30 protein-coding genes and 1 pseudogene are annotated in these 25,753 nt (G+C 72.8%); 14 read left to right on the top strand and 17 right to left on the bottom strand.

Going from position 1 to position 25,753, the window contains the following annotated elements; all coding sequences use genetic code 11:
• The 9 genes and pseudogenes from I4I78_RS11150 to I4I78_RS11110 all read left to right on the top strand — a co-directional run.
• Positions 1 to 653 (top strand): annotated as a pseudogene (locus I4I78_RS11150) (hypothetical protein); the annotation flags it as partial.
• Positions 646 to 1,605, top strand: a complete 960-nt coding sequence (locus I4I78_RS11145; RefSeq protein WP_218611197.1) for a complex I subunit 1 family protein — start codon at positions 646 to 648, stop codon at positions 1,603 to 1,605. The pseudogene I4I78_RS11150 and the gene I4I78_RS11145, both read left to right, overlap by 8 nt.
• Positions 1,605 to 2,168, top strand: coding sequence for an NADH-quinone oxidoreductase subunit J (locus I4I78_RS11140; protein WP_218611196.1), 564 nt, complete (start codon positions 1,605 to 1,607; stop codon positions 2,166 to 2,168). Before I4I78_RS11145 ends, I4I78_RS11140 begins: the two co-directional genes overlap by 1 nt.
• Positions 2,165 to 2,470, top strand: coding sequence for an NADH-quinone oxidoreductase subunit K (locus I4I78_RS11135; RefSeq protein ID WP_218611195.1), 306 nt, complete (start codon positions 2,165 to 2,167; stop codon positions 2,468 to 2,470). Before I4I78_RS11140 ends, I4I78_RS11135 begins: the two co-directional genes overlap by 4 nt.
• Positions 2,471 to 2,474: 4 nt before the next feature.
• On the top strand, positions 2,475 to 4,322 hold the full coding sequence (locus I4I78_RS11130) for a proton-conducting transporter membrane subunit (protein ID WP_308252027.1): 1,848 nt from the start codon (positions 2,475 to 2,477) through the stop codon (positions 4,320 to 4,322).
• Between the two features lie 4 nt (positions 4,323 to 4,326).
• Positions 4,327 to 5,832: a NuoM family protein gene (locus tag I4I78_RS11125; RefSeq protein ID WP_218611194.1), complete on the top strand. Its 1,506-nt coding sequence runs from the start codon at positions 4,327 to 4,329 to the stop codon at positions 5,830 to 5,832.
• Between the two features lie 76 nt (positions 5,833 to 5,908).
• Positions 5,909 to 7,318: an NADH-quinone oxidoreductase subunit N gene (locus I4I78_RS11120; protein WP_218611193.1), complete on the top strand. Its 1,410-nt coding sequence runs from the start codon at positions 5,909 to 5,911 to the stop codon at positions 7,316 to 7,318.
• A 41-nt stretch (positions 7,319 to 7,359) separates the two neighbouring features.
• The gene (locus I4I78_RS11115) at positions 7,360 to 7,827 is read left to right on the top strand and encodes a DUF6153 family protein (protein ID WP_218611192.1); all 468 of its coding nucleotides are present in this window, start codon (positions 7,360 to 7,362) and stop codon (positions 7,825 to 7,827) included.
• Between the two features lie 68 nt (positions 7,828 to 7,895).
• Positions 7,896 to 8,510: a DUF305 domain-containing protein gene (locus tag I4I78_RS11110; protein WP_218611191.1), complete on the top strand. Its 615-nt coding sequence runs from the start codon at positions 7,896 to 7,898 to the stop codon at positions 8,508 to 8,510.
• Positions 8,511 to 8,892: 382 nt separating this feature from the next.
• On the opposite strand, the gene I4I78_RS11105 is transcribed toward I4I78_RS11110, so the two are convergent.
• A complete protein-coding gene (locus I4I78_RS11105) occupies positions 8,893 to 9,786 on the bottom strand; it encodes a DUF4158 domain-containing protein (RefSeq protein WP_308252026.1) in 894 nt (297 codons plus the stop codon).
• 286 nt (positions 9,787 to 10,072) lie between these two features.
• Between I4I78_RS11105 and I4I78_RS11100 the strand changes: the two genes are divergently transcribed.
• Positions 10,073 to 10,858, top strand: a complete 786-nt coding sequence (locus I4I78_RS11100; protein WP_218611190.1) for a hypothetical protein — start codon at positions 10,073 to 10,075, stop codon at positions 10,856 to 10,858.
• A 10-nt stretch (positions 10,859 to 10,868) separates the two neighbouring features.
• On the opposite strand, the gene I4I78_RS11095 is transcribed toward I4I78_RS11100, so the two are convergent.
• The 3 genes from I4I78_RS11095 to I4I78_RS33770 form a co-directional block, all read right to left on the bottom strand.
• Complete coding sequence (locus I4I78_RS11095; RefSeq protein ID WP_218611189.1) at positions 10,869 to 11,987, bottom strand: DDE-type integrase/transposase/recombinase; 1,119 nt, start codon at positions 11,985 to 11,987, stop codon at positions 10,869 to 10,871.
• Positions 11,984 to 12,280 (bottom strand): hypothetical protein, encoded by a 297-nt coding sequence (locus tag I4I78_RS11090; RefSeq protein WP_218611188.1) that lies wholly within the window; start codon positions 12,278 to 12,280, stop codon positions 11,984 to 11,986. Before I4I78_RS11090 ends, I4I78_RS11095 begins: the two co-directional genes overlap by 4 nt.
• A 65-nt stretch (positions 12,281 to 12,345) precedes the next feature.
• Positions 12,346 to 12,951: a recombinase family protein gene (locus tag I4I78_RS33770; RefSeq protein WP_308252025.1), complete on the bottom strand. Its 606-nt coding sequence runs from the start codon at positions 12,949 to 12,951 to the stop codon at positions 12,346 to 12,348.
• A 201-nt stretch (positions 12,952 to 13,152) separates the two neighbouring features.
• Between I4I78_RS33770 and I4I78_RS11080 the strand changes: the two genes are divergently transcribed.
• Positions 13,153 to 13,353, top strand: coding sequence for a hypothetical protein (locus tag I4I78_RS11080; protein WP_218611187.1), 201 nt, complete (start codon positions 13,153 to 13,155; stop codon positions 13,351 to 13,353).
• 239 nt (positions 13,354 to 13,592) lie between these two features.
• Here the strand turns inward: I4I78_RS11080 and I4I78_RS11075 are convergent, their stop codons facing one another.
• From I4I78_RS11075 to I4I78_RS11045, 7 genes are all read right to left on the bottom strand, one after another.
• Positions 13,593 to 15,071, bottom strand: coding sequence for a multicopper oxidase family protein (locus I4I78_RS11075; RefSeq protein WP_218611186.1), 1,479 nt, complete (start codon positions 15,069 to 15,071; stop codon positions 13,593 to 13,595).
• The gene (locus I4I78_RS11070; RefSeq protein WP_218611185.1) at positions 15,068 to 15,337 is read right to left on the bottom strand and encodes an SHOCT domain-containing protein; all 270 of its coding nucleotides are present in this window, start codon (positions 15,335 to 15,337) and stop codon (positions 15,068 to 15,070) included. Before I4I78_RS11070 ends, I4I78_RS11075 begins: the two co-directional genes overlap by 4 nt.
• 84 nt (positions 15,338 to 15,421) lie before the next feature.
• Entirely contained in the window at positions 15,422 to 15,745 is a 324-nt protein-coding gene (locus I4I78_RS11065; RefSeq protein ID WP_210036859.1) for a rhodanese-like domain-containing protein, read from the bottom strand.
• Between the two features lie 50 nt (positions 15,746 to 15,795).
• A complete protein-coding gene (locus I4I78_RS11060) occupies positions 15,796 to 16,578 on the bottom strand; it encodes a sulfite exporter TauE/SafE family protein (protein ID WP_218611184.1) in 783 nt (260 codons plus the stop codon).
• A complete protein-coding gene (locus tag I4I78_RS11055; RefSeq protein ID WP_218611183.1) occupies positions 16,575 to 17,231 on the bottom strand; it encodes a rhodanese-like domain-containing protein in 657 nt (218 codons plus the stop codon). The genes I4I78_RS11060 and I4I78_RS11055 overlap by 4 nt, the downstream gene beginning before the upstream one ends.
• Before the next feature lie 128 nt (positions 17,232 to 17,359).
• A complete protein-coding gene (locus I4I78_RS11050; RefSeq protein ID WP_218611182.1) occupies positions 17,360 to 18,766 on the bottom strand; it encodes a rhodanese-like domain-containing protein in 1,407 nt (468 codons plus the stop codon).
• Positions 18,767 to 18,889: 123 nt separating this feature from the next.
• Positions 18,890 to 19,156 carry a metal-sensitive transcriptional regulator gene (locus tag I4I78_RS11045; protein WP_210036863.1) on the bottom strand — a complete coding sequence of 89 codons (267 nt, stop codon included), beginning with the start codon at positions 19,154 to 19,156 and terminating at the stop codon, positions 18,890 to 18,892.
• Positions 19,157 to 19,308: 152 nt separating this feature from the next.
• On the opposite strand from I4I78_RS11045, the gene I4I78_RS11040 reads away from it, so the two are divergent.
• Positions 19,309 to 19,701, top strand: coding sequence for a DUF302 domain-containing protein (locus I4I78_RS11040; RefSeq protein WP_210036864.1), 393 nt, complete (start codon positions 19,309 to 19,311; stop codon positions 19,699 to 19,701).
• A 409-nt stretch (positions 19,702 to 20,110) separates the two neighbouring features.
• Positions 20,111 to 20,608: a translation initiation factor IF-2 gene (locus I4I78_RS11035; protein ID WP_308252024.1), complete on the top strand. Its 498-nt coding sequence runs from the start codon at positions 20,111 to 20,113 to the stop codon at positions 20,606 to 20,608.
• Positions 20,609 to 20,800: 192 nt separating this feature from the next.
• Here the strand turns inward: I4I78_RS11035 and I4I78_RS11030 are convergent, their stop codons facing one another.
• The 4 genes from I4I78_RS11030 to I4I78_RS11015 form a co-directional block, all read right to left on the bottom strand.
• Positions 20,801 to 21,619: a hypothetical protein gene (locus I4I78_RS11030; protein ID WP_218611180.1), complete on the bottom strand. Its 819-nt coding sequence runs from the start codon at positions 21,617 to 21,619 to the stop codon at positions 20,801 to 20,803.
• Between the two features lie 384 nt (positions 21,620 to 22,003).
• Positions 22,004 to 22,603, bottom strand: coding sequence for a hypothetical protein (locus I4I78_RS11025; protein WP_218611179.1), 600 nt, complete (start codon positions 22,601 to 22,603; stop codon positions 22,004 to 22,006).
• A 128-nt stretch (positions 22,604 to 22,731) separates the two neighbouring features.
• Entirely contained in the window at positions 22,732 to 22,923 is a 192-nt protein-coding gene (locus tag I4I78_RS11020) for a hypothetical protein (RefSeq protein WP_218611178.1), read from the bottom strand.
• Positions 22,924 to 23,473: 550 nt separating this feature from the next.
• Positions 23,474 to 23,908: a hypothetical protein gene (locus tag I4I78_RS11015; RefSeq protein WP_218611177.1), complete on the bottom strand. Its 435-nt coding sequence runs from the start codon at positions 23,906 to 23,908 to the stop codon at positions 23,474 to 23,476.
• A gap of 304 nt (positions 23,909 to 24,212) precedes the next feature.
• Between I4I78_RS11015 and I4I78_RS11010 the strand changes: the two genes are divergently transcribed.
• On the top strand, positions 24,213 to 24,827 hold the full coding sequence (locus tag I4I78_RS11010) for a trans-aconitate 2-methyltransferase (protein WP_218611176.1): 615 nt from the start codon (positions 24,213 to 24,215) through the stop codon (positions 24,825 to 24,827).
• Between the two features lie 58 nt (positions 24,828 to 24,885).
• On the opposite strand, the gene I4I78_RS11005 is transcribed toward I4I78_RS11010, so the two are convergent.
• Positions 24,886 to 25,146 (bottom strand): hypothetical protein, encoded by a 261-nt coding sequence (locus tag I4I78_RS11005; RefSeq protein WP_218611175.1) that lies wholly within the window; start codon positions 25,144 to 25,146, stop codon positions 24,886 to 24,888.
• A 69-nt stretch (positions 25,147 to 25,215) separates the two neighbouring features.
• Positions 25,216 to 25,753, bottom strand: a 538-nt coding sequence (locus I4I78_RS11000) for a hypothetical protein (RefSeq protein ID WP_218611174.1), incomplete at its 5' end; no start/stop codon positions are given.

Genomic DNA, 25,753 nt, shown 5'->3' with positions numbered 1-25,753 from the left:
TCGACCGGTTGCACGTCCCGCTCGGTCCGGTGCTGCCCGATTGGCCGCACGGCCTGGTCCTGGATGCGGTGTTGCAGGGAGACGTCGTGCAGGAGGCCCGGCTGCGGGTGCTCGCGCCGGCGCACCCGATCGATGCCTCATTCTGGGGCCCGCCCGGGCGCCGCGAGCCGCGGCGTGAGGTGGCCCGGCGCCTCGACGGGCTCGCCCGGTTCCTCGGCGTCGCCGGCTGGCCCGCGGCGGCGAGCACCGCCCGGGGCTTGCTCGACGACGCCCTGGCCGGGGCGCCCGGCTCGGGGATCCATAAGCGGGTGGAGGCGCTGGCCGCGCGGGTGCGCCGATCCCGGACCTTGCGCCGAATGTTGCGGGGGCTGCGCGCCGGCGACGTCGAGATCTCCGAGCTGGTCTCCGGCAACCTGGAGGCACTGCACGCCTCGGCCGCCGCCCTCGCCCGGAACGGCTCGGCGCCGGTGCCCCCTGATGGCCGCCTACCGGACGGCTCGCCGGACCAGGTTCTCCAGCAGTTGGCGGGCCGCCTGGTCGGTGCCGAGCTCGCGGCGGCACGGCTGATCGTGGCCGCCGTCGACCCGGACCTGGACCTGGCCGCGGTCGGCTCGCAGGAACCGGCGCGACCGGACGGACACCCCCATGACTGAGCCGGCTCCGGTCCTCGCCGCGCTGCCGACGTGGTGGGCGTTGGTGCTGCCGGTGCTGCTGCTGGGCGCGGTGTGGTTGGTTCTCGTGTTCGATCTGGTGGTCGGGGCGCGGGCCGGGGGACGCCCGGTCGGTGTGGGTGCTGCGCTGGTGGCGCCGTTGCGGGAGTCGGCGCGGTTGCTGGTCGGGCAGCGTCGCCGGACCCTGGCCGCGGATGCGCTGCTGTGGCGGGCCGGGGGCGCGACGTTGCCGGTGGCGGCGATCGGGGCGGCCGCGGTGCTGCCGTTGGGGATGCGTCCGCTCGCCGACCTCTCGGTGGGTGTCGTGTGGTTCAACGCGATGGAGGTCTTCGCCTGGGCCGCGGTGTGGCTGGTCGGGTGGGGGGCCAACAGCGCGTTGTCGCTGGTGGGCGGCTACCGGTTCGTCGCGCAGGGCCTGGCCTACGAGCTGCCGCACATGTTCGCGATCATCACCGCCGCGCTCGGCGCGCAGAGTTTGCGGATGACCGACATCGTCGACGCCCAGCAGGACCTGTGGTTCGTCGCGATCATGCCGGTCGCGTTCGTCGCCTACCTGCTGTCCACGGCGGCGATGGCGTTCTGGGGCCCGTTCGACGCACCGGTGGCCCGCGATGTTGCCGGTGGCGCGGCGGCGGAGCTGTCCGGGGTGGACCGGCTGGTGTTCGCCGGCGGGCGGTGGCTGCTGTTCGTGGTGGCCGCCGCTATGGCGGTGCCGCTGTTCCTCGGCGGCGGGCACGGCCCGTGGCTTCCGGGGTGGCTGTGGGTGGTGGTCAAGACCGCCGTCGTGCTGGCCGCGTTGGTGTGGCTGCGCCACCGGATCCCCACGATCCGGATGGATCGCTGGACCGAGATCTCCTGGATCGTGCTGATGCCGCTGACCATCGCCCAGGCCCTGGTCGTCGCCCTGGTCGTGCTCGGTCAAGGAGGGATCTGATGCTGTCCGCCATCTTGTTCTGGGTGCTGGCGGTCGCCGCGGTGGTGTTCGGTGGGCTGGTGTTTCGGGTGGACTCGATGGCCCGGGCGACGTTCTGCCTGCTCATCTCCTTCCTGGCCGTGGTCGGGCTCGTGCTGCTGGTCGGGCTCGGCTATCTGGGCGTGGTGATTGCCCTGATGATGGTGATCGAGATGGTGATCATGGCCGTGTTCATGGTCATGTTCATGATGAACCCGGCCGGGCTGATGCCGATGTCGATGTTCCACAACACCCGTGGCTCGGCGGTCATCGCGGGTGGCACGTTCGCCGTTCTGGCCGCCGGGATCCTGCTGGTTGACTGGCCCGCGCGCGGCGGCGCCGCGGCGCCGGACCTGACCTTCGCCCTGGGTGAGGCGCTGATGGGCGGTCAGATGCTGACCATGATGACGCTCGGTATCACCCTATTTGCCACAATCGTGGCCACCGTGGTGCTGGCCACCGACCGCGGCCGCTACGACCGCCTCGGCGACGACCTCGACGCGTCCACCGCGGACGATCCGGCCGGGGGAGGGGTCGGGCGATGACCCTGCAGGCGTTCCTGCTCGCCGCGGCGGCGCTGTTCTCGATCGGGCTGTTCGGGGCGTTGACCCAGCAGTCGATCGTGATGTTGATGATGGGCCTGGAGCTGATGCTCAACGGGGTCATCCTGGCCGCGGCCGCGTTCTGGTACTTCCTCGCCCCCGCCGGGACCGAGGGGCAGGTGCTGATCGTGGTGGTGGTGACCGCGATGGCGATCGAGATGGCGGCCGGGTTCGCGGTGGTCACCGCGATCTACCGGGCCAAGCAGATCGACATGACCGACGGCGCCGCAGAGCTGCAGGGCTGAGCGCGTGCTGCTGTGGTCCCTGGTCGGGCTACCGGTCCTGGCCGGCGCGGCGCTGGCGCTCGCCCGCCCCGGCGCGACCCGCGCCGCGGTCCCGGCCGGTGTCCTGGTCGCGGCCGCGATCGCGGTACTTGCCGTGGCCGCGTCGGTGACCCGGCCGGTCGCCTCGGCGCCGCTGCTGGCCGGGATCCGCGCCGAGCTGGCCGTGGACGGACTGTCCGCGGCCATGGTGCTGACCGTAGCCGGGGCGCTGCTGGCGGTGTTGCTGGTCGCGGCCGGGGAGCCGGAGCTGCGTACCGGCCGGTTCGTCGGGCTGATGCTGATCTTCGCCGGGGCGATGCTGGGCACAGTCACCGCCGTCACGCTGGCGCCGCTGCTGATGGCCTGGGAGGTGATGGGCGCGACCAGCTGGGCGCTGATCGGCTACCACCACCGCGACACGGACGCGGCCCGCGCGGCCAGCACCGCGTTCCTGACCACCCGCACCGGCGACCTCGGGCTCTACCTGGCCGCGGGCGCCGCCCTGGCCGGCGGGGTCGGGTCGCTCGCACTCGCCGAACTGCCCGCCGCCCGGGGTGGCTGGCTGCACGTGGTCGCGGCCGGGATTGTGCTGGCCGCGCTGGGCAAGTCGGCGCAGCTGCCGTTCAGTTTCTGGCTATCCGGCGCGATGCGCGGTCCCAGCCCGGTCTCGGCGCTGCTGCACTCGGCGACCATGGTCGCCGCGGGCGCCTACCTGCTGCTGCGCCTGGCGCCGCTGCTGGGCGCCTCCGGCTGGGCCGGCCCGCTGGTGGCGTGGGTCGGGGCGGCGACGGCGCTGCTGCTGGGTCTGGTCGCGGTGGCCCAGAGCGATCTCAAGCAGCTCCTGGCCGCCTCGACGTGCGCGCAGATCGGGTTCATGGTCCTCGCGGCCGGCGTGGGTGGGAGCTCGGCCGGAGTGCTGCAGCTGATCGCACACGCCGCGACCAAGAGCCTGTTGTTCCTCGCCGCCGGGGCCTGGCTGGTCGCCCTGGGCACCAAACGCCTCGGCGGACTGGCCGGCGCCGCCCGCCGGTTCCCCCTGGTCGGGGCCGCGTTCACCGTCGGGGCGCTGTCGTTGGCCGGGCTACCGCCGCTCGGGCTCTGGGTCGCCAAGGACACCGTCCTGGCCGCGGCACTGCAGCGGTCGGTCGCGCTGTATGCCGTCGGGCTCGCCGGAGCGGTGGTCGCGGCCGTCTACAGCGTGCGTGCGCTGTGGTTCGTCTGGCAGCCCGCCGCAGGACCAGTCGAGCCCGCCGCATCGGCCGCGCCGGCGGAGGTGCTCGAGCAGCGCCCGACCGGACAGGTCGCGCCCGTCGTCGCCCCGGTGCTGTTGGTACTCGCGGTCGGGGCCGCCGGCGCGGGGCTGCTCGTGTTCGGCTCCGGCGTGCTCGCCCCCTCGCCGGCTCCGGCGTCGTGGGAGCTGGTGGTCTCGGCGCTGGTGGCGTTCGCCGCGGCCGGGCTGGCCTGGCGCCGGGGCGCCCGGATCCCCGCGCCCGCGGCCTGGTTGGGATGGCTCGGGCTCGAACAGGCCGCCCACCGGCTGCTGGTCCGCCCGACCCTGGCCCTGGCCGGGGTGCTCGCCCGGGTCGATGACCGGGTCCTCGACCGCGGCGTCGACGCCGCCGCCCGGGCCACTGTGCGGGCGGCGCGGGGCCTGGACCGCCGCGGCGAGGGCGCCGTCGACGGCGCGGTGCGCGGGCTCGCCGACGGAGCGCGTGTGCTGGGCCGGTGGGCGCGCCGTCCGCAGACCGGGCAGCTGCACCAGTACTACGCGCAGGCCTCGGTGGGGTTCGCCCTACTCGCCGCGCTGGCCGTCGTCCTGATCGTGGTGAGGTGACCCATTGCTGTCGTTGATCGTGTTCGCCCCGGCCGTCGTTGCGCTGGTGCTGGCGTTCCTACCGGCGACGACGCCGGCCCGGGTGTTCGTCGGCGCCTGGATCGCGACCGGGCTCGTCCAGCTCGCGCTGGTCGTCGCGGTCTGGACCGCGATGCCGGCGGTCGGGTACGGGTTCGTCGAGCGGCGGGCGTGGATCCCGAGCGCGGGGATCTCCTATCACCTCGGCGTGGACGGGCTCTCGCTGCCGCTGCTCGCCCTGACCGTGGTGGTGTTCACCGCCACCGCGGTGTTCGCGTGGCGCGAGACCCGCCGCCCGAAGGCCTACGTGACGCTGTTCCTGGCCCTGCAGGCCGTGTGTTGCGGGTTGTTCGTCGCCCTCGACCTGATCTTATTCTTCCTGTTCTTCGACCTGTCGATCGTGTTCATGTACTTCGTGATCGCCGGCTGGGGGGCCGGGGCCAGGGCGCGGGCGGCGGCGCTGAAGTTCTTCCTCTACACCTTCCTCGGCTCGCTGGCGCTGCTGCTCGGGTTCATCCTGCTCTTCCTCGCCGCCGAGCCGCACACCTTCGACATCCCCACGCTGGTCGCGGCGAACCCGCTCGCCGCCGGCGGCCCGTATGCCGGGCTGACCCTGCTCGCGATCGGCGTCGGGCTGGCGATCAAGACCCCGACCGTGCCGTTCCACACCTGGCTGCCCCCCGCCCACACCGAGGCCCCCGCCACCGGATCGGCAGTGCTGGCCGGGGTGCTGCTCAAGATGGGCACCTACGGGTTCGTGCGGATCGCGATGCCGATCCTGCCCGCCAGCTGGCGCCAGTTCGCGCTGGCCGTGGTGATCGTCGGGGTGGTGTCGGTGATCTGGGGCGCGCTCGTCGCACTCGCCCAGACCGACCTCAAACGCATGATCGCCTACACCTCGGTCAACCACATGGGCTACGTGCTGCTCGGCGTCGGAGCCGCCGGACTGGTGGCCGGCTCCGACGAGCAGGCCCGCCAGCTGGCAACGACCGGCGCGGTGACCCAGATGGTCTCCCACGGCCTGATCACCGGCGCGCTGTTCCTGCTGGCCGGGTCGCTGCACGAACGCGGACACACCTACCAGCTGGCCGCCTACGGCGGCCTGGCCGCGCGCACCCCGCGCTTCGCCGGGCTGTTCGCGGTGGCCGCGTTCGCCTCCCTCGGGCTGCCCGGCTTCTCCGGGTTCATCGCCGAGTTCCAGATCTTCACCGGCGCCCTCGGAGCCGCACCGATCCCGACCGCGCTCGCGGTCACCGGGATCCTGCTCACCGCCGGACTGTTCCTGCTCGCGATGCAGAAGCTGCTGCTCGGGCCGGTCCGGATCCCGGACGCGCCGGGCTCGCCCCGCCCGTTCGGCGACCTGCACCCGAGCGAGACGATCCCGATCGCGGCACTGCTCGCGCTGGCCACCGTGATCGGCTTGGCACCCCGGTTCCTGCTCGACCTCATCGAACCCGCCTCCCGGGCCCTCAACGAGCTGGTCACCCGGTGAGCGAGCCGGCGAGCGAACCGCCAACACAGCGCAGGGCACGACCGTCTGGGCGTGGGGCAGGTCCGCCGTGGAGATGATGAACGAGGACCCCACCGCGCTGGTCCCCGAGCTCGCGCTGCTCACCGCGGCCGTGCTGGGACTGCTGCTCGGGTCCTGGCTACCGCGCCGCCGCCAGGGATGGGTCCGGGCGCTCGCGGTCGCCGCCTGCGTGATCGGCCTGATCGCCACGGCGGTCGCGGCCACCCGCCCCGACGAGATGGTGTTCGGCGGCTCCTACGCCGTCGACGCCACCACCCACGCCACCCGGGCGATCGTGCTGGTCGCGACCCTGCTGCTGTTGGGCCTGTCGACCGACACCGTCGCCGGGCACCGCCGCGAGACCGAGTACACGGTGCTGGTGCTGCTCGGCGCGCTCGGCTCCGTCCTGCTGGCCGGCGCGGCCGACCTGCTGCTGCTATTCTCCGCGTTCCTGCTGGCCAGCATCCCGCTCTACGCACTCGCCGCCTGGGACAAAGCCGACCTGGCCACCGAAGCCGCCATGAAGTACTACCTCTCCGGCGCCTTCGCCGGCGTCACCATGATCACCGGTGTCACCGTGCTCTACGGCGCCACCGGCGCCACCGGATACGCGGCGATGCGCGAGGGCCTTTCCACCGGGCCGGCGGCCGCGGCGGCGGTCGGGCTGGTCGCGGTACTGGCCGGGCTCGCCTTCAAAGCCGGCGCCGTCCCCGCCCACTTCTGGGTCCCCGACGTCACCGACGGCACCCCACCCGCGGTCGCCGCCGTCCTGACCACGATCCCGAAGATCGGCGCCCTGGTCGGCGCCTACCGGCTGCTCACCACCGCGATCCCCGACACCGTCGTCGACTGGCCGCCGCTGCTCGCCGTACTCGCCGCCGCGAGCATGACCCTGGGCAACCTGGCCGCGTTCGCCCAGACCTCGCTGCTGCGACTGCTCGCCTACTCCACGATCTCCCAGGTCGGCTACCTGCTGATGGCCATCGCCGTCGCCAGCCGGACACCCGCGGCGCTGCCGGCGCTGCTGTTCTACCTCGCCGCCTACGCGATCACCAACATCGGCGCGTTCGCCGTCGTCGCCGCCCTACCCGGACGCACCATCGACGCCCACCGCGGCCTGGCCCGCCGCCACCCGATGCTGGCCGTAGCGCTGGTGATCTGCCTGCTCGGACTGGTCGGCACCCCACCGACCGCGGTGTTCCTCGGCAAGCTGACAGTGTTCGCCGCGGCGATCGACGGCGGCATGGCCTGGCTGGTCGTCGTGGCCATCATCAACACCGCGGCCAGCTTGTTCTACTACCTGCGCTGGATCGCCCCAGTGTTCGCCGCGACCGATCCCGAGCAGCACGAGCCAGTCGTGGCCAGCCTGTGGGCCCGGCTCACCGCTGTGACCGCCGCCGCGGCGTCCCTGGTGCTCGGCGTCGGCGGCGGGCTCGTGTTCGGGTTCCTCGGCGGCACCCCCGGATGAGGGACACGATCGCACGCGACCTGCCCCGGTACGCTGGCCGTATGGATGGCGGTCGGCGGCAGATGCTGTTCGTGCTGCCCCTGATCCTCGGCGTGCTGTGCATGCACGCCCTGATCCTCATCGGGACCGCACCCGTCACCGACGGGCACATGAGCCGACCCGGAGCCGCGGCGACGGCGCCCGGCGCGGCCCAGGACATGCCCGCCCACGCATCGGCGGGCACGACCGACGCGACCGCGGCATACCCGATCGCGCAGCAGGGAACCGACCACTCAGTGCACGGCGCGGGACACGGGTCGATGCCGTCATCGATGCATCAGATCCTGCACCTGTGCCTGGCGATCCTGGCCGCCCTGCTCGTCCTGGGGATGGCCGCGCTGGCGCTGTGGCCCACCTTGCGCCCCGACCGGCGGCACGTTCGGATCCGCGCGCTAGTGCGCCGGGCGTCCCGCCGCCGGCCGCCACCGACCTCGGTACGGCTCGCGCAGCTCTGCGTGCTGCGGACCTGATCGGCCTCCAGCGTGCAAGAGCGCTGGCCCCGATCCGTTCCGCTCACGACCAGAAACGAGCTCACCCCATGAAGCGCAAGTCCCTCCTCGGCGTGCTCGCCACCGCGGCCGCCGCCCTCACGCTCACCGCCTGCGGTGGCTCCGGCGCGCCTGCGACCAGCGCCCCGGCCAACCCTGCCGCGCCAACGCCACCGGCCGCGGTGTCCGCTGCGCACAACGACGCCGACATCAGCTTCGTCCAAGGCATGATCCCGCACCACACCCAGGCCGTGGACATGGCCAAGCAGGCCACGGGCCAGGCCGGCAGCGAGCAGGTCAAGGCGCTCGCTGCCCGCATCGAACAGGCCCAGGGACCCGAGATCGCGCAGATGCGCGGCTTCCTCGCCGCCTGGGGCGCACCCGAGAACGCCGGCGGTGACATCCCCGGCATGGACCACAGCCAGAGCGGCATGTCGGGCATGATGACCGACGCCCAGATGCAGCAACTCGGGCAGGCCCGCGGCGCCGCATTCGACAAGATGTTCCTGCAGATGATGATCCAACACCACCAGGGCGCGGTGCAGATGGCCCGCACCGAGCTCACCTCCGGCCAGAACCCGCAGGCCAAAACGCTCGCCCAGACAATCATCGACGCCCAGCAGTCCGAGATCGCCGAGATGCAGCAGCTGCTGACCTCGGCATGAGAACCGGCAGGGGGCGAGCCGGCGTGGCTCGCCCCTGCCGTCCTGCTGCCAACCCGCCGCCCTCAACGGCCAGCGGTCGCGTCACCGGTACCGCGCGATCAGTACATCTAGCTAGCCCGTCACGATCGCCGGGAGCCGGAACCTCTTGTGTGGTGCGGCTGTCCCCACGCTGGCGTGCCAGGGCGCGCAACGCGCACCCGGCCGGGCAACCCAGCAGGACGCGCCCGCGGTCCGAGGTCAGCACACGACGACGGACCAGGACGGGCGCCCGCCCAGGCGAGCGGCTCATTGAAGGATCTCCCGCCGAGAGACCCAGAGACCGGCAGCCGCTCGACCCATGTCTCCCGAGGTCCAGATGTCAGCACCAGAGGCTGTCCAGCGCCTACACAGCTCCTGTCGGGTGCCCCAGCGGTACCCGGCCGTCCTGGGCGCGCGGATTCGCGCCGCCACCGGTCTGGGCTGGGCCATCGTGTCCGTCGAACGAGACGCGGTTATCGGGAGATCGCGCCGGGCTCGATGTCGATGTGACACTCGAGCGCGTCCGGGTGGTGGCGAGCGCCGCGTGGTGGTCGACGCGGCGCGGGAGATCCGGCTCGCTGCGGATCAGCCCGAGCAGCTCCGCACCCACCGGACCCGCGGTGTCGCCGCTGTTCGACTCGTGTGAGCCCGGCTGCGTACCCAGCTCGGCGGCAGTGTCGAGGCCGGGGTCGGTGTCGTCCAAGACGGCCACCGCTGCCAGCCCGCGCCCCCGGGCGGTCTCCACCGCGGACAGCCGGCCCGCGACGCGGTCGAACAGGCCCTCCTCCGCCCGGTACAACGCCGCGGCGACGATCCGCCCGACCCGCGCCGGCGCCGGCGGCTCGACCCGCTCGTCCCGGCAGCGCCCGATCAACGCCTCACGCACCAGTTCCGGGCGCCGCTCGGCCGGCGCGACCTGCTCTGTCAACCAGTCGGTGAGCTTCTCGGCGTCATCCACCGAGCGTTCCCGGAACCCCAGCACCCGGCGCACCTCGGCACGATGTGCCTTGATCGTGCGGCCTGACCAGTCGTAGAAACCCAGATCCGACGCCGGGGCCCCCTGGCCGGCGACGAACTCCAGCACCTCATCGCCCAGCTCCGAGCGGCCCGACGGGAACCGGCCCGCGCGCACGAAGAACTTCAACAACAGCGCGAACCCCAGCCGGGTCGCGCCGAACTTGTTGCGCAGCAACGCCACCTCGTCGGGCAGCAACGTGAAGTGCTCGACCAGCTCGTCGAGCTCCAGGACCCGGGCCACACACGCCTCCACCCAAACCCGGCCCCGACCAGCAAGAACGCACGATAGCGTGTGATCATCACCGGGCTACTTCGCCCCTGGTGAAACCGTCCTTAACGACACCCCGTCATGGGCTGCGGCACGGGCTCGGCGTCGGCTCCCGCGGCCCGCGTCGCAGCCAGTGCCTGGCCGAGGTCGGCGTGGTGCCCGCGAATCCAGCGCGGGCAGCGTTCCGGCGCGGCCGAAACTGTCGGTCCTCGCCGTACAATCTCCTTCCACAGACGCCAGACGCGACGGGGGAGGGGGGGTGACCGCGATGCCGGTCCTGGGCCGTTACGGCGACACACACGTGGCGCCGGCTGTTCTGTTCGACGTCGACGACCCGTCCGCGATCCCGCCACAGGGCTCGATTGACGTGCAGTTCCGCGTGCCTGTGTCGCTGTCGGCGATGCTCGATGGCATGGCCCAGGCCGATCTCCGCCCGGAGCTCAACGCCTGGGGGCACGGCTACAGCGCCCTGGTCTCGCGCCTGCTCACCAACGTTCAGGAGACTGGCGGCTACGCCATCACCCATGGCGACACCGCGATGCCGGCCCGCCTCGAGCTGGCGGCGGTCATCGAGACCGCGGTACCGGGTTTCGACCAGCACCGCTGGCACTGCCACGTCTACGTCGGCCCGACCGCGACCACGCTCCACGATGGTGAGCGGCGCCCGACGGCGCGGGCCGCGCTCGCCCGCAAGATGAGCTCGCTCGCCTACCCGTTCTATAAGCGGGAGGTGGAGGCGCTCGCCGCGCGCGAGTTGCTGGTGGAGTGGGGTGAGCCGCGGCCGGGTGCGGAGCGCGAGATCGTGGATCCACCGTGGCACGAGCACGTCGGAGCCAACGACCGCGGTATCTGCGACGGCCCGTGGGGCCGCCTCGGCGACGTGGTGCTCCCCGACGAAATTCACCTGCGCTCGTGCGCTGAGGCCGAGGTGCAGATCCAGCGCGATCGCGCTGCCGGGTACACCTCCGAGCCGGACTGGCGTGCGGTTCGGGCCGAGGCGTGGACGTGGCCGGCCGGCGGGGTCACCGGCCGGGCGCAACGCTAGGCCCGCTGGCTCAGTAGTCGTCGTAGTCGAGATCATCGTCGTAGCCGCTCTCGATCTCGTGCTCAAGGTTCGGAGCCTGCTCGCGGTCGCTCTCCTGGCCGCGACGCTCGGCTTCGGTGTGGACCTGGTCGGCCTCGGCGCGGGCGTCGTAGCCCGCCTGGACCTGGCGTTCCTGCTCGCGCCGGGCCGTGCCGGGCTGCTCACGGGCGGCCTCGATGCGAGCCTGGTGCGCGGACTCGCGTAGATCCCGGAGTCCTGCCGAACCCTCGGCGAGGGACTCCTCGACGCTCGGGCGCGCTTCGGCCGCGTCGGGGCCACTCGACTCATCGAGGGCGTCGCGATCGGCGGCCTCAGCCGGTTCCGGCCGCACCGCAGGGGTCAGCTCGGTGCCCCGCGTCATCGGCACTAGCGCCTGCTGACGGGCGCCCAGCGCCGCGCACGAGCGGCGCAGCGCGGTCGCGGTGAACTCCAACCCGTGATCGGTGCGCAGCACGGACGGGACGCCTCCGAACGGGCCGCGCGCCGGGTCGAGGGCGATCCCGCCGCGGAGCGCGGCGAGCACCGTGGCCGAGGTGGGGCGCAGCGAGATGGCCCACCCCATCACCAGCCGCGAGTAGCCGTCTATGAACAACGTCGCCCACGGCTTGACCGGGCGCTGCGCCCGCGGCGCCAGTACCAGCACCGGCAGCTCGACGTGGTCGCCCTCCCACAGCGCGTTCCGCGCCGGCGGCTCCCACCGTAGATACACCTCATACCTGCGCCGACCCTCCGCACCCTCCACCAGCCCCGCCCGCTGACCCGGGGTCAGCTGCGTGGCGAACGCGTACTGCAGCCGGCGCACCGACAACCCGTCCGGGCGGTCGGCGTGGAGCTCGCGGTGCACCGCCGCGACGTTGCGCTGCCACGCCGCGAACGCATCCAGGTCCGCGTCGGTCAGCTCGTAGCCCGCCCGGGCCGCGCACCTCGTCGCGTCCGGCGCGACGGTCAACCAGCGCCACACCGTGCGCTCGGTGACACCAACATCAGCGCCCACGGCCCGCACCGCGTCACTGGTCAACTCACCAGCTCGGCGTCGCTCCCGCAGCCGGGCCACCAGCAGCGTCTTCTCCTGCGGGTCGAGCCGCGTCACCGCGCGGGTCCGCCGATACAGTCCGGGCACACCGGCCCGTCCAGCAGCCACCCGGTGCTCGTCATCCAGGCCTGCAACATCGTGGCGGCCCAGGCGTCCCCGGCCGCGAGGTCCCCGGCCGCGAGGTCCCCGGCCACCAGCGGGCCGTCTCCACACCGCACGCACGCGAGGTCGGCGACGGGCCCGGTCGGGGCGCAACCACGGCAGAACCGCCGCTCAAGCGGCCCCTGCGCCTGCTCGGTCCCGGGCAGTAGCCACGTCATCGTCACCTCCGCGCGCGCGATCGGGTTCACCGGCGCCTGCCCGCACCCCGAACAACGGATCGAGGTCCGCCGCCGATACGCCACACCCCGCCGCATCACCGCTGCCCCTGCCCCGACGGCCGAGCCGCTCCGGCTGGCTTGCCCAGGTAGCGGTAGATCGTGGGCCTGCTGACCGCGAACTCGGCGGCGATCTGATCGACCGTGTACCGGCGCCGCCCGTCCGCGCCGGTCTCCTCGTACATCAACCGGGCCAGATGGGCCTGACGCGGCCCGAGCTTCGGTTTCTGCCCGCCCGTCCGCCCGCGGGCGCGGGCGGCGTCCAGGCCGTCCTTGGTTCGCTCCGAGAGCAGGCTGGCCTCGAACTCGGCGATCGCGCCCAACACCTGGAAGAACATCCGCCCCACCGCGGTCGAGGTGTCCACACCCTGATCGAGCACCACCAGATCGACACCGCGCTGCTGCAACGTACGGGCCAGCTCGATCAGGTGCTCCAGCGAGCGCCCCAGCCGATCGAGCTTGGTGACCACCAGCTGGTCGCTGGCCCGCGCGACCAGCAGCGCCTGATCGAGCTCCGGGCGGCGCGCGAGCTTGCCCGAGGCCCGGTCGACGAACACCTGCTCGCAGCCGGCCGCGCGCAGCGCGTCGTGTTGGGCCTCAGGATGCTGGTCCCGGGTGGAGACCCGGGCGTAGCCGATCCGCACACCGCAGACCGTATCGCGAACCCCCGATGAGTTGACGTAGGCGCGAACACGGGTTTCGTTCCAACCGCGACCTGCAGGAACGGACCCGCACACCGGGTGTCTCGCGAACGATCCTTACCCGACAGCGACACCTGGACCCGTAGGGTCGCCGGACGGCACGCCCGCACCCCCGAAGCTCAGCGGTCAGCTACCGTCCTACGGGTGTCCCAGCCCGAGGTGGAGCGCCAGGTACGCCAACAGCGTGGCGACATCGACTCGCTCTACGAACTGGTCGAGGGCGTCGACCGGAAGGTCGACAGCCTCGACGAGAAAGTCAGCGCCCTGGACGTGAAGCTCGACCGCCGGCTCGACGAGCTCAGCGGCCAACTGGCCGAGGTCTTGCGCCAGCTCGGCCACCAATAGGGCGATCACCCTCGGCGCGGACCAGTAGCGTCGCGACACCGCGGGCGGCGACCCGCTGCGAGTTTGGACGGGTACTGAGAACCAGAGACCTGCGGAAACGCTGCTCACGAGCACAGCGACCGGGGCGTGTCAGATCAAGACCGATTACGACATGATCCCGGGTTGCCGGGTCCGTTCGCGAAACTAGAGTTCTTAGAGACGTGAGCTTCAGCGGGCGCGCGCCGGTGGTGCTGTTCGAGCTAGCCCCGGACGTTGATGGTGGCCATCATCCCGGCGTCTTCGTGGTCGAGGATGTGGCAGTGGTACACGCTGCGCCCGTCATGTTCGGTGAACGGGATCCGCAGCCGGGCCCAGCCGCGGGCCGGGACGAGCACGACGTCTTGGGGCACCCCGACCGGCCGGGCGCCGTCGCTGGTGGCGAGCACGGTGAACGGCCAGACGTGCAGGTGGAATGGGTGTGCGAGTGGGCTGGGGTTGTTGATCGTCCACTCCTCGGTGGTACCGAGTTGCACGGTCTGGTCGTCGCGGGCGGGGTCGAAGGTGCGGCCGTCGATGGTGAAGGCCATCCCGCCCATCCCGCTGCCGCTCATGCCCATCTGGAAGGTGATCTGTCGTCGCGCGGTCGTGGGTCCTCCGCCGGTCTTCTCAGCGGGCAGGGTGGCCGGCAGCGGAGGGGCGGTGACCGACGGCCCGTCGGTGACCAGGGTGGCCAGGGTGACCGGCCCGCTGGCGGCGGTGTTACCGCCCATCATCCCCTCCATGCCGCCGCGGTCGACGGCGTCGGCGATCAGCGGGTAACGGCCGGTTCCGGTGGGGCGCACGATCACGTCGGCCCGGTTACCCGGGGCGAGCAGCACGCGGTCCTTCGTTGCCGGCGCGGGCAAGAAGGTGCCGTCGTGGGCGACCTGGATCAGGTCGTGCCCGTCGAGGCGGATCGGTAGCACACGGGAGACACAGCCGTTGATGATCCGCCAGCGCTGCGTCGCCCCGGGAGCGGCGGGGATGGTGGGTTGGTGCTGGCCGTTGACCAGCACCAGCTCGCCCTGGCGGCCCATCGCCCGGTCCATCGCGCTGGCCTCGAGGAGGTGGCCGTCGGCGTCGAGAGTGGTGTCGGTGACCAGCAGCACCCGGTCCTCGACTACGGGCAGGTCCGGGCCGTTCCCAAGTGGCGGGTCGACCATCAGCGCGCCGGCGAGCCCGCCGAAGACTTGATCGGCCACCATGCCGTGGTGATGCGGGTGATACCAGAACGTCCCCGCGGGATGATCGGGCGGTATCCGGTAGAGGTAGTCGAACGAGGTGCCCGGATCGATGCGCAGGAACGGGTTGTCGCTGTTGGCCTGCGGGGACACCCGCAGCCCGTGGGTGTGCAGATTGGTGGGCTTATCGAGCCGGTTGGTCAGGCGCACCTCGAGTTCGTCCCCGGGCCGGACCCGTAGCGTCGGTCCGGGCGAGGTGTCGTTGAAACCCAGCGCCTGGGTGTCGACGCCGCCCAGCCGCGCGCCTGCAGCGGCGGTGAGTTCGACCTGCAGCCGACCGTCGCGGCTGTCCAGGACAGGCGGCTGACGCAGTTCGGCTCCAGTGTCGGCGGGCTCAAGCCGACTCGTCCCGACACCGGGGCCAGCAGCGATCCAGCCGGTGCCGCCGGCGGCGAGGCTGGCCGCACCGAGCCCACCGAGGATGATCGCGCGGCGGCGGCTGATCGGAGCCGGGGTCATGCCAGCTCCGCGCGGCGCCGCCGGTACTCCTCGTCGTCGATCTCACCGCGGGCGAATCGCTCGTCGAGAATGCTCCTGGCCGAGGACGAGACATCGGCCGACGAGGCTGCCTGCGCAGGCGGGGACTCGCGGCGCGGACCCGCCGCCTGGTCGAGGCTGCGGCGGTTCTGGGTGAGCCGCACCGCGACATAGCCCAGCAGCACGATCCCGATCAGTACCAGGACCGGCCAGATCCAGGCCCAGCCCATCATCGAGTTTCCCATCATGGTTCTGCCCTCCTGCAGGTGTATGCCTGTGGACGTGTGGCTCTCGCCGCGTACCCGTTCGTCACCGGCGCCCGCGGTGTCTTCTTACCTATTTGGGGCCGTCTCGGTGGTGCGGCCCGAGGTGATCCAGCCCTGGGTGCCGCCGGCGACGGAGACGGCATCGATGCCGGTCTGGGTGAGCAGCTCGGCGGCTTGGGCGCTGCGGCCGCCGGACTGGCAGACCACGTGCACCGTGGCGCCGGTGGGGATCTCGCCGATCCGGTGGGCGAGCTCGGGCAGCGGGACGAGGTGGGCGCCGGGGATGTGGCCCTCGGCGTACTCGTCGGGGTTGCGGACGTCGATCAGGGTCACCTCGCCCGCGTCGCGGGCGGCGGCGAACTCGTCGACGGAGGTCTCGCGGATAGCCATGGTTCGTTCTCCTTCGATCATCGGTCGGGTCGGTCGGGTCGGTCGAGCGGTCAGGTGGTGAGTAGCGCCGTCACGGTCTGGGCGGCGACACCGGCGGCGACGAGGAGCACCAGCACGGCGAACCCGCGCCGCAGGGTGGCTGCGGTGAGTCGTCGGGCGAGCCGGCCCGCCGGGAGCGAGGCCACGATCGCGGCGCCGGCGAACGGAATGATGATCGACCAGTTCATGCCCGTGGCGCTCGCTCCGAGGTAGGGCACGAACCCGGCCGCGGAGTTGGCGACGATGATGACCAGCGAGGTCGCGACCGCGGTCGGGGTCCGCAGGCCCAGGGCAACGATCAGGGCGGGCACGAGCAGGAACCCGCCGCCGACGCCGAGCAGGCCGGTGAGGAACCCGACCAGCAGGCCGACCGCGACCGCGCGCGGCAGGCAGCGTCGCCAGGCGACGCCGCCGCCGGGTAGCTCGCACACCCCGCCAGCCTCGTCGGTGCCGCGCAGCATCCGCACTCCGGCGGCGACCATGATCGCGGCGAACACCAGCATCAGCCAGCGCTGATCGAGCAGGGGATTGACCACCGCTCCGGCGATCGCGGTGGGGGTACCGGCGACACCGATGACCGCGGCGAGGCGCCAGTTGACCTCGCGGCGTGCCCTGGGGGCGACCGCGACGGCGGAGGCCAGCCCGATCACCACCAGCGATGCCGGGACCGCTTCGGCCAGCGGCAGCCCGAGCCCGTAGACCAGGGCGGGGACGGCGAGGATGCCCCCACCGCCGCCCACCAGGCCGAGCAGGGCGCCGATGACCAGCCCGAACCCCGCCGCGAGGACGCTCACCGCGCTCGCCCCCGCGGTCCGGCGCGCAGGGTGGCGAGGGTGTCGGCGGCGCCCGGTTCGGTGACGCCGCGGTTGATCGGCAGCCGCGCCAGGGCGGCGCCCATCGCGCACGTGTCCGACAACGCGGAGAACGTCAGACCGGCGCCGATCCCGCCGGCCACCAGCCGACCCTTCGGAGTGAGGTACCGACCCGCGGTGAGCCCGGCCAGCACGAGGACACCGGCGACCAGGCGGACCTGGCGCTCCAGCGCCCAGACCCTCGCGCCGACGACGACGTCACCACCGGCGGCGGTGTAGGCGGGCAGGCCCCCGTCGAGGACGTGGGCGCGGTCCAGCCCGACCGCGGCGAGGTGGTGGCGGGCCTGCTCGGCGCGCACACCGGACTGGCACACCAGGACCACGGGGCCTTCGAGGTGGGTGGCGAGGTCGCTGGTGTGCTCGGCCAGCGTGGCCAGCGGCACGTGGTAGGAGCCGCGGACGTGCGTGGCCTCGTACTCGGCAGCGCTGCGGACGTCGACGACCATCGGCGCCCCGCTTTCGTCGCCGTCGTGCGCCCTCTGCCAGGCGACGACAACGCGGGCATCGACGGCGCGCCCGACCTCCGGGGTCTCGAGTGCAGAGGTCGCGAGCTCGGGGGTGGGGGTCGCGGTCATGCGGGGAAGGTCCTCTCTCGATCGACGTCTCGCTCGTTGCCCGAGCGGATTCGCCTGGGTGTGCGCGGTGCTGCACCGCCGCATCGCGGGTGGGCAGCACCGTGATGGGGGTCGCTGGCGAGCGCGGGTCAGCTGCCGGTGGTGGCAGGCTCGTCGGTCATGGCCAGCCCGGCGTCGGCGGCCCGGGGCCAGTCGTCGTTGATCAGGACGACGTCACGGCCGGGGCGGTCGAGCATCGAGGCGGCGATCGAGGCGCGGTAGCCCGAGCCGCAGTAGACCCAGACCTCGCCGTCGGGGACCTCGTCGCGGCGGGCGGGCAGCTCGTGCAGCGCGATGTGCACCGAACCCGCCACCCCACCGGCGGCGCGCTCCTCGTCGCGGCGGGCATCGACGACGAAGGGCCCGTCCTGGCCGCGCTGCGCTCGGGCCGCAGCCAGGCCGGTGAAGTCCGAGACCGGGTAGGAGCGCAGGCCCTGTCCGGCCGTGAGGGACTCGATCGGGCCGGTGGCGGCGCCGGCGAAGCGGTCGATGCCGATGCGGACCAGTTCACGCTGGGCGTCGGCGACCTGCTGCGCATCGTCGCCGATCAGGGTCACCTCGGCGTCGAAGTCGAACGTCCACCCGAAGTAGGTGACAAACGGTGTCGAGAGCTCGTATCCCAGCGAGCCGGGCAGGTGCCCAGCGGCGAACGCGGTGCGTCCGCGCAGGTCGACCACCCACTGCCCGGCCTCGAGGCGGCGCCGCAGCTCAGCAGGATCGACCGGCTCCGGGGCCGACAGGTCGACCGGGGCGGGGCCGGCGGCATTCGCCGGGCCCATGCGGGCGTAGTAGGTCGGGAACGCCCCCAGCCCGGCGATCAACGCGTCGACGTAGTCCTGCTCGTCCTGGGTCAGTGCCGGGTTGGTGCTGGCCTCCTGACCGACGGTGGAGCCATCGGCGCCGCTGGCCGGGGTGCTGGCGCAGAAGCTGCCGAACCCGTGGGTCGGGTAAACCGCGGCCTCGGCGGGCAGCTCGGCGGCCAGCCGACGCACCGAGTGGAACTGGGCGTGGCTCAGCTCGACGGTGTCCGCCGGCGACACGAGGTCGGTTCGCCCGGTGGTGCCGTAGAGCATCGACCCACCGGTGAACACCGCCACCACAGCGCCACCGGGGGCCTCGCCGGTGGAGGTGTCGAGCAGGGCGTAGGACAGGTGATGATGGGTGTGCCCGGGTGTCGCGATCGCCCGCAGACGCATCGACCCGGCCGTGACCTCGTCGCCGTCGGCGATCGGGGTGCGGTCGAATCCGACCTCGTCCGCGGCGTTGACCAGGTACGCCGCACCGGTGCGCTGCGCGAGGTCGAGCCCCCCGGTCACATAGTCGTTGTGGATATGGGTCTCGGCGACCAGGGCGACCCGCACACCCAGATCAGCGGCCAGATCCAGAACCCGGTCGATATCGCGCTGCGGGTCGATCACCACCGCCACCTCGCCGTCGGTGACCAGGTAGCTGCGATCACCCAGCCCGGACGTCGCGATCGTCTGAATGTCGATCATCATAGTTCCCTACCCGGTAGGGTATCTCCTACCGTTTGCTCGATCGTCGTGCTTGGTCAGTAGTCGGCGATGGCGTGCCCTACTTCCGACGCCGGTCCCTCGAACCGCCGCGGATCGGCCCCGTCAGGCCAGGGACAGGAACAGTCGTTCCATCTCGGCCACGTCGACCGCGCGCACTCCCTCGTCGTTCTCGGTCATGCAGTGCCGCAGACCGGTCGCGATGATTTTGAAGCCGGCCTTGTCCAGTGCCCGGGCGGCAGCGGCGAGCTGGGTGACCACGTCCTTGCACTCACGCCCGTCCTCGATCATGCGGATGATCCCGCTGATCTGGCCCTCCACGCGGCGCAGGCGGCTCACCACTTCGCTCAACTCACTGACCTGAACCTGCATCGCCGTCTCCGTTCCCGGGCATCCCACGGTGGGCCCGTGGACTTGCCCTCCGCATAACCACCGTACCCCCGGGGGTATTCCGGTAGCGTCGTGACCCCAGCCACCGACCCGACCACCTGACCCCGGAGTTCCACACGAAAGGAGCCAGCAGCGTGCAGATCGCCCACACCGTCGAGGTCGCCCTCGACCACCCACAGGCCATCGACGCCGTCACCGCCGCCCTCGCCGAGCAGGGATTCGGCGTGCTCACGACCATCGACATCAAGGCCACCCTCGCCGCGAAGCTCGGCGAACAGGTCGACGACTACACCATCCTCGGCGCCTGCAACCCCCGCCTCGCCCACGCCGCACTGTCCGCCAGCCCGGAGGTCGGCCTGCTACTGCCCTGCAACGTCACCGTCCGCCGCGCCGACGGCCGCACCATCGTCCAAGCCGTCGACCCCGGCACCCTGCTCGGCATAGCCGCCGGTGATCAAGCCGAACTCGCCGACACCGCCGCCGACGCAGGAAACCGTCTACGCGCCGCCCTCGACTCACTGACCTGACCAGCGCCCGGCCCTCGACGTTCAGCCGATCTCATCCCTGATGGGACGGCGACCACTGGCACCGCACGCACGTAGCGAGGCACTGATGTTCGACCGTCGTTCTACAGTGTCTATAACAAGATCAACACAGGTGGCCATGAGGCAAGCAGGGCGACGCAGGGGCCATGGCTGTAGACGAAAGCAACAGGCTGAGTTGACCGGGAAGGCTCGGACAGGGGTCACTGCCCGGCGTTCCTGCCCTGCAAACGGGCCGGGCCGTTGCAGCCTTCGGCTGCTGCCTGATCGTTGGTTCACAGCGCGGGACCCAGGACCTAGCCTCGGGCTCGACGTTGGTCGGCGGGGCGAGACGGGGGAGTAGACGATGGCGAGCAGGACTGGGGCGCGGGCGCCGCGCGAGGTGCGTGACCGGGTGGGGGAGCTGGCAGCGGCGCGGGACCGGGTTGATGCCGATCAGGTCGAGCGCCGTCGCCGTGAGGACGAGGCGTTCGCCCGCTACGCCGCGGCCGACCTCGACGCGCAGAAGGTCACCGCTGAACGTGACACCGCGCTCGCCGATCTGGACCAGCAGCAAGTACGCGTCCGGGACGTGGCCGAGACCAAGCTGGCTGCGGTCGAGGAGCGTCAGCGCGCCGTGCTCGCCGAGCTGAACAGTGGTGGCCGCAGTGCCGAGGATCTGGCTGCGGTGTTCGGGCTACCGCTCAAGCGGGTCCGCACCCAGTTGCGCGCGGCCAAAGCCGGAGACGCCACTACGAACGGCCACGACGCCGCACCTGACCGGTCGCCGACGTCGGCGTCGGCGACCGCCGCGCGGGGGGCAGCGGCCGCCGGCTTGCCGGACGCGGCCACTGCCTCGCCCGCTCCCGGTGCACCGGACCCCGACGCCGAGGGCGCGGCCACCGTCTCCTAGCGAGAACTCCGACCTCCCACTGGCTCGGGGCGGATGGGCGTGGCCTGCGGCCACGCCTGGCCGGCCTGGTGGTGGCCGGCGATGTGTCTGCCCCGCCGGAGGCGGGTCCGCCGAACGCGTGGCCCGGCGCGGCCCTGAGCGCCTGAACCCCCGCCCGGGGACACCCGGGGCGGGGGTCGCACGGTCCAGGGGTCAGGGGTTCTGGGCCACCCATCCGGCCACGACGAACCGGTCGCGGGTGCGCAGGTGGCGCCAGTCCCGGCGCAGGCGCGCGTCACGCTCGGCCGTGCTCTGCGAGCTGTCCGCGATGTGCTGGCAGCGGGCGGTCAGGACATCCGCGCGGCTCGCGCCCTGCGACAGGATCGGGACCCCGGCGCGGCCGCTGTCGCGGCAGTCCTCGCACAGCCCGTCGTCGCGGGAGCGCTGCTGGTCGCGGCTGGCCCGCTCGACTCCGCATGCCACGCAGGGCAGCCCGCGCATGGCCGGGACTGCGGCCAGGTCGTAGTCCAGGCGGTCATCGCGCGGCGCCTCGTCGGTGTCCTCGACCGGGTCGACCCGGTCGAGGAAGTAGCGGCGCGCGGTGGTGTCGCGTTCGACGTCTCGCGGGTCCCGGCGTCCCTGCGGGGTGCTGCGGCGCCTGGTCAGGTCGCGCGGGGCACGCGCCGCCCACGCCCGGTCCTTGGCCCGGTTCTCGCGGGCGCCACGGTCGGCGTCGCGGGCCTTCTCCGCACGACGCTCCGCGCTCGGGGCACACGCCTCGACCAGCGCCCGCCCGCCCTCGTCTGCCCGGCGCCACTGCGTGCGCAGCCGCTCCATCATCGTCGTCGGGTGCTCCTGCTCCAGAGCCTCCACACAAGCGACCAGCAGCAGCCGCGACGACACGTCCGCGGTGTCGAGCAGCCGCGCCAGGCGGGCACGCGCACCCCGCACCGCGCCGCGCTCGATCAGCTCGGCGATCACACCCATCTCCTCGGCCGTGTCGCCCGTCGTGGTGTCGTCGGTGGTGTTCATCGCGGCTGCACTCCCTCGCTGGCTGGTGATCAGAAGGTGGCGGGCCTGTCGGCCCGTGGAGGGTGGCGGGCGTCTGCCCCGCCACCGCGAAGCGGCGGTCGCGCGGCCTCCGAGGCTCGACGTCAAGGGCAGCCCGAAGGGCTGTCGCCGGAGGCGACGCGTAGCGCCAGCGGAGCGCCCTTGATGTTGAGTGAGGCCGTGCTTAGCTCTAGGGCCGACAGGCCCGCCCCGCCGAAGGCGGGTCCATCGGGGTTCTTGGCCCGGCGCGGCCGTGAGCGCCACCACCCGACCGGCCGGCCGCGCGCACCGACCCGCGCCCCACCCGGCCGAGGCGCTGCCCGGGTGGGGCAGTGGCGACCCTCGGGCGTTGGCCCGGGCCGGGCCCTACGGCTCGATCTCCTCGTCCGGCTCGCGCAGCGAGCCCGTGGTGTCCTCGACGGCCTCGAGCTCGGCCAGCTGCAGCGCGGTCCGGGCCCGCTCTGCAGCCAGCGCGCCGACGCCCGCCCCCGGCGGAGTGGGCTCGGTGAGGCTGCGCCGTTGCTCGGCCGCGGCCTGGCGGGCCTGGACGATGTCGACCACGCCCGACCCCCCAACGATGCCGCCCTCGAGCTCGACGAGCTGGCGCGCGGTCCGCTGCACCTCACGCGCCAGGTGCTCCCGGGCCTGCGGGTCACCGTTCTCCGCCGCCCGCGCCGCCGCGGCGTCGAACTCCCGGCCGGCCTGGGCGATGACGAACCGGTTCACCACTGCCTCGTACTTGTCGGAGGATCCCGGCTCGACCCTGCCGTCGCTGGGCACGGCCGCTGCGCCGGGTTCGTGGCTGTCGTGATCGAGCCAGCGGTTCGCCCAGCCGGGCATCTGGTCGTCGACGGCGCGCCGGCCAAGCTCGGCGACCTGCTTGTCGCGGGCGTCGCGCCCGGCCTGGCGGGCGGCGCCGACCGCATCCCGGAAATGCGCGCGGATGCGCGCGAGGGGGTTGTTCATCGGGATCCTCCTGTTTCGAGTGCGGGGGGAGAACGCGTCGTGCACCAGCCACGACCGGGGCCTGCCGGGCCGTGGCGGCCTCGTGAGGCCGCTGCGGGCGGGCCCGGTCGGGCCTGCCCCGGCCGGGCCTAGAAGGGCGGCTCCTGCTGCCCGTAGGAGGCAGAGGCGCCGCTGCAGGTGATGGGACCGGCGCTCGCCCAGTCCTCCGGCAGCGCCCGGAAGGGGATCGCCGTGCCGTCGGCACCGTCGGCGATGTCGAGCCGGATGTCGTTGGCGATGCGGGCGTCGTGCTCGGTGCGGAAGAGGGTCTCGGTGCTCATCAGGGCCTCCGGTGCTCGGTGCGGGTGGAACGCGGCGCAGCCTCAGCACGGCCGTGGTGGGGTCCCCGAAGGGGACGTCGGGGAGACGGGCTGGCCCATCCCGGTGTGACCCTGCGCCCGACCGCCGGCCGACCTCGATGACGTGACGGGGTCTCACCGGGATGGGTCGGCACGGCTCATCGACGCTCGCCCCGCCACGGTTGTGCTGACCTCCGGGCGATCCACCTGTGCCGGGCACCGGAGGCCCCCGCACCGAGACCCGGGCCGCGGCGACGCCCACCGGCACCGAGCCGGTGACCCGACCCCGCCAACCGGCACTGGCCCACCGGCACCGCACCCGGCGACCACGCCCACGCCACCGGCACCGAACTGGCGACCCACCGATACCCACCGGCACCGGGCTGGTGAGACGCCGATGCCCACCGGCGCCGAGGACTGCACCTCGGCGGCGCCTACCGGCGCCGCTGCCCCTGACCGGCGTCAGCCGGGCGAGGATCCAGGTTGCAGCCTCTCGCGCCGCCCGGCGGGTCATCCCGCCGGGCGACTCTGTTCACCGGTGGCGGGCAGGAAGGGGCGCGTGCTGGCCTGGGCAGAACGGGTCGCGGCACGGGTCCCCGGCCGGGGCCAGACACTCCGGGCACTCCCCGGGCAGCTCGGCGGTGCCGATGACCGGGAACTCCCCGGTGCCGATGACCGGGAACTCCCCGGTGCCGGGATGGGCGTGGAGCAACCGTCCGAAGCGCCCGCACCCCCGGCACGTCACCGTCTGGTGCTCCTCCCAGTCCGGGGCCTCACAGATCCGGCCGTCCCGATCGGCCTGGTGCAGCACCACCTGCTTCCCTGTGCCACTGGTGCAGGGACACCGGTAGATCCCCCAGCCCTCGCGTGAGGTCTGGAACTCCACGCGCGCGGGCACCGACACCGGCTGCGGCGGGCGGTTGCCAGGCTGTGGCTGGGCGTACGGGGCGTGATGTTGGTCGGGCATGGTGACCTCCGGGTCGTGGTGGCGTGACGCCGCCGACCCGGGCACGACCGCCCGGGGTGGGCGGGGGTTCGGGCTGGCCCACCCGGCGTGGGATCACCCCACCGCGACCGCCGGCCGAGCCCGGCGAGGCGACGGTGATCCCGCCCCGGTGGCGTCGGCCCGGCTCATCGACCGCCCCGGGCGGTCGTGCTGGTCTCCGGCGCGCACAACGGCGCCGCCGGCGGTCGTGCGCCGATCTCCCCCCGGTACTGCTGCTCCGGGATCGCCCGGCCCAGACTGTCGGGGGCGGCACTAGCCTGCCGCCATGGATCACCAGGGGACGGTTCGCGACGCGTACTCCGCGATGTCGCAGCAGTACATCGGGCTCTTCGACGGGGGCTGGCAGACCGGCCAGGAGGACAACATGACCCTCGTCGAGCAGCACCTCGCCGGCCTCTCCGGGCCCGTGCTCGACCTGGGCTGTGGACCCGGGCACTGGACCGCCTACCTGCACTCCCTCGGCGCGGACGTGACCGGTATTGACATCGTGCCCGAGTTCATCGAGCACGCTCGCGCCACGCACCCCGGCGTGGAGTTCCGGCTCGGCTCGATGACCGACATGGACATGCCCGAGCATTCCGCGGCCGGGGCCCTGGCCTGGTACTCCACGATCCACCTGCCCCCGGCCGAGCTCGACCGCACCCTCACCGGGTTCCGGCGCCTCCTGCGACCGTCAGGGACGCTCGTCGTCGGGTTCTTCGACAGCGACGACGACGTCGCCGACTTCGACCACGCGGTCACCACCGCCTACCGCTGGCCCGTCGACGTCTTCACCCAGCACCTCGCCGACGCCGGGTTCACCGAGCTACAACGCCTACGCAAGCAGCCACCCGCGCGGCCGGAGCGCAAGTTCGCCGCCATCGCCGCACGAGCCAGCTGATTTCTCCGGCCCCACGACTCCCGCACACCGCCACCGACACCGGCGGGCGTGCGCGGCTCTATGCCCAGTACTGCTCCTGCGGGATGGCGCGGTCCAGACCGTCGAGAGCGACGTTCCCGGACGGGTCCAGGCCGGGAACGACGATCCCGGGCTGCCCGTCGATCCCGATCCGGTACTCCTGGCGGCCTTCGACCGCGGCCAGCTCGCGCAGCGCCGCGATCGTCGCCGACCGGGCTCGCTCCCAGCCGGGCGCATCGCCGCGGTGGGTCCAGGCGATGTTCTCCGCGCCGGACCTGAGCACTCCTACCTGCCACTGCATGCGCTCAGCGTGGCCCGGACCGGGCCGGCCGCGCCAGCGACCGGCCCGAGTTATCCACAGGGCCGCCGATCACTCCCCGGCGTATACGGCGAGCAGGTCGGCCGCGGTGCGCCATGCCTCGAGTACCGAGGTGTAGGCGGCGGCGTCGGCGAGCTCCCACGTGATCGGGCCGACCTGGATCCGCAGCATCGTCGGCAGGTTCGTCCCCGGCCGCGCGGGCATCAACATCGTGTCGACCGCCGGGGTTCCGAGCATCCGCACCATCGTCGAGGTCGCCCATGGCCCGGTCGCCAGGACCGGGCGGCGGGTGGTGGGCAGAACAGGCGACAGCGACCGCGCCATCGGCGCCGCCTGCCCCCACGCCAGGGCGATCGTCCGCGCCGTGAGGTGCGCGGGCACGTAGATGAGCACGGAACCGAGTGAGAGCCCGAGCTGCTGCTCGGGCGTCCCCGCGAAGCGCAGATCCACCCTCGTCGGTACTCGCCCCGCGACGCGGACCCCGACGGTCATCACCTCCGCCACCCCGGCAGGGGGCTCCGCGCTGGCCCGGTGCTCGCCGGCGGGAACGGTCTTGGGCCTGGTGCTGGTGCTGTCGGGCATGGTGACC

The sequence above is a fragment of the Pseudonocardia sp. KRD291 genome, from assembly GCF_019263595.1.
Taxonomy (GTDB): Bacteria; Actinomycetota; Actinomycetes; order Mycobacteriales; family Pseudonocardiaceae; genus Pseudonocardia.
The sequence above is the reverse complement of the archived record's forward strand: the minus strand, read 5'-3'. Positions and strand labels throughout refer to the sequence as shown.

Bases quoted from the DNA above. Each gene is read 5' to 3' on its own strand.
- I4I78_RS11140 (WP_218611196.1), top strand. From the start codon at position 1,605: ATGCTGTCCGCCATCTTGTTCTGGGTGCTGGCGGTCGCCGCGGTGGTG.
- I4I78_RS11115 (WP_218611192.1), top strand. From the start codon at position 7,360: ATGGATGGCGGTCGGCGGCAGATGCTGTTCGTGCTGCCCCTGATCCTC.
- I4I78_RS11010 (WP_218611176.1), top strand. From the start codon at position 24,213: ATGGATCACCAGGGGACGGTTCGCGACGCGTACTCCGCGATGTCGCAG.
- I4I78_RS11120 (WP_218611193.1), top strand. From the start codon at position 5,909: ATGAACGAGGACCCCACCGCGCTGGTCCCCGAGCTCGCGCTGCTCACC.
- I4I78_RS11030 (WP_218611180.1), bottom strand. From the start codon at position 21,619: ATGAACACCACCGACGACACCACGACGGGCGACACGGCCGAGGAGATG.
- I4I78_RS11015 (WP_218611177.1), bottom strand. From the start codon at position 23,908: ATGCCCGACCAACATCACGCCCCGTACGCCCAGCCACAGCCTGGCAAC.
- I4I78_RS11025 (WP_218611179.1), bottom strand. From the start codon at position 22,603: ATGAACAACCCCCTCGCGCGCATCCGCGCGCATTTCCGGGATGCGGTC.
- I4I78_RS11055 (WP_218611183.1), bottom strand. From the start codon at position 17,231: ATGACCGCGACCCCCACCCCCGAGCTCGCGACCTCTGCACTCGAGACC.
- I4I78_RS11070 (WP_218611185.1), bottom strand. From the start codon at position 15,337: ATGATGGGAAACTCGATGATGGGCTGGGCCTGGATCTGGCCGGTCCTG.
- I4I78_RS11050 (WP_218611182.1), bottom strand. From the start codon at position 18,766: ATGATCGACATTCAGACGATCGCGACGTCCGGGCTGGGTGATCGCAGC.
- I4I78_RS11045 (WP_210036863.1), bottom strand. From the start codon at position 19,156: ATGCAGGTTCAGGTCAGTGAGTTGAGCGAAGTGGTGAGCCGCCTGCGC.
- I4I78_RS11075 (WP_218611186.1), bottom strand. From the start codon at position 15,071: ATGACCCCGGCTCCGATCAGCCGCCGCCGCGCGATCATCCTCGGTGGG.
- I4I78_RS11005 (WP_218611175.1), bottom strand. From the start codon at position 25,146: ATGCAGTGGCAGGTAGGAGTGCTCAGGTCCGGCGCGGAGAACATCGCC.
- I4I78_RS11065 (WP_210036859.1), bottom strand. From the start codon at position 15,745: ATGGCTATCCGCGAGACCTCCGTCGACGAGTTCGCCGCCGCCCGCGAC.
- I4I78_RS11020 (WP_218611178.1), bottom strand. From the start codon at position 22,923: ATGAGCACCGAGACCCTCTTCCGCACCGAGCACGACGCCCGCATCGCC.
- I4I78_RS11110 (WP_218611191.1), top strand. From the start codon at position 7,896: ATGAAGCGCAAGTCCCTCCTCGGCGTGCTCGCCACCGCGGCCGCCGCC.
- I4I78_RS11135 (WP_218611195.1), top strand. From the start codon at position 2,165: ATGACCCTGCAGGCGTTCCTGCTCGCCGCGGCGGCGCTGTTCTCGATC.
- I4I78_RS11145 (WP_218611197.1), top strand. From the start codon at position 646: ATGACTGAGCCGGCTCCGGTCCTCGCCGCGCTGCCGACGTGGTGGGCG.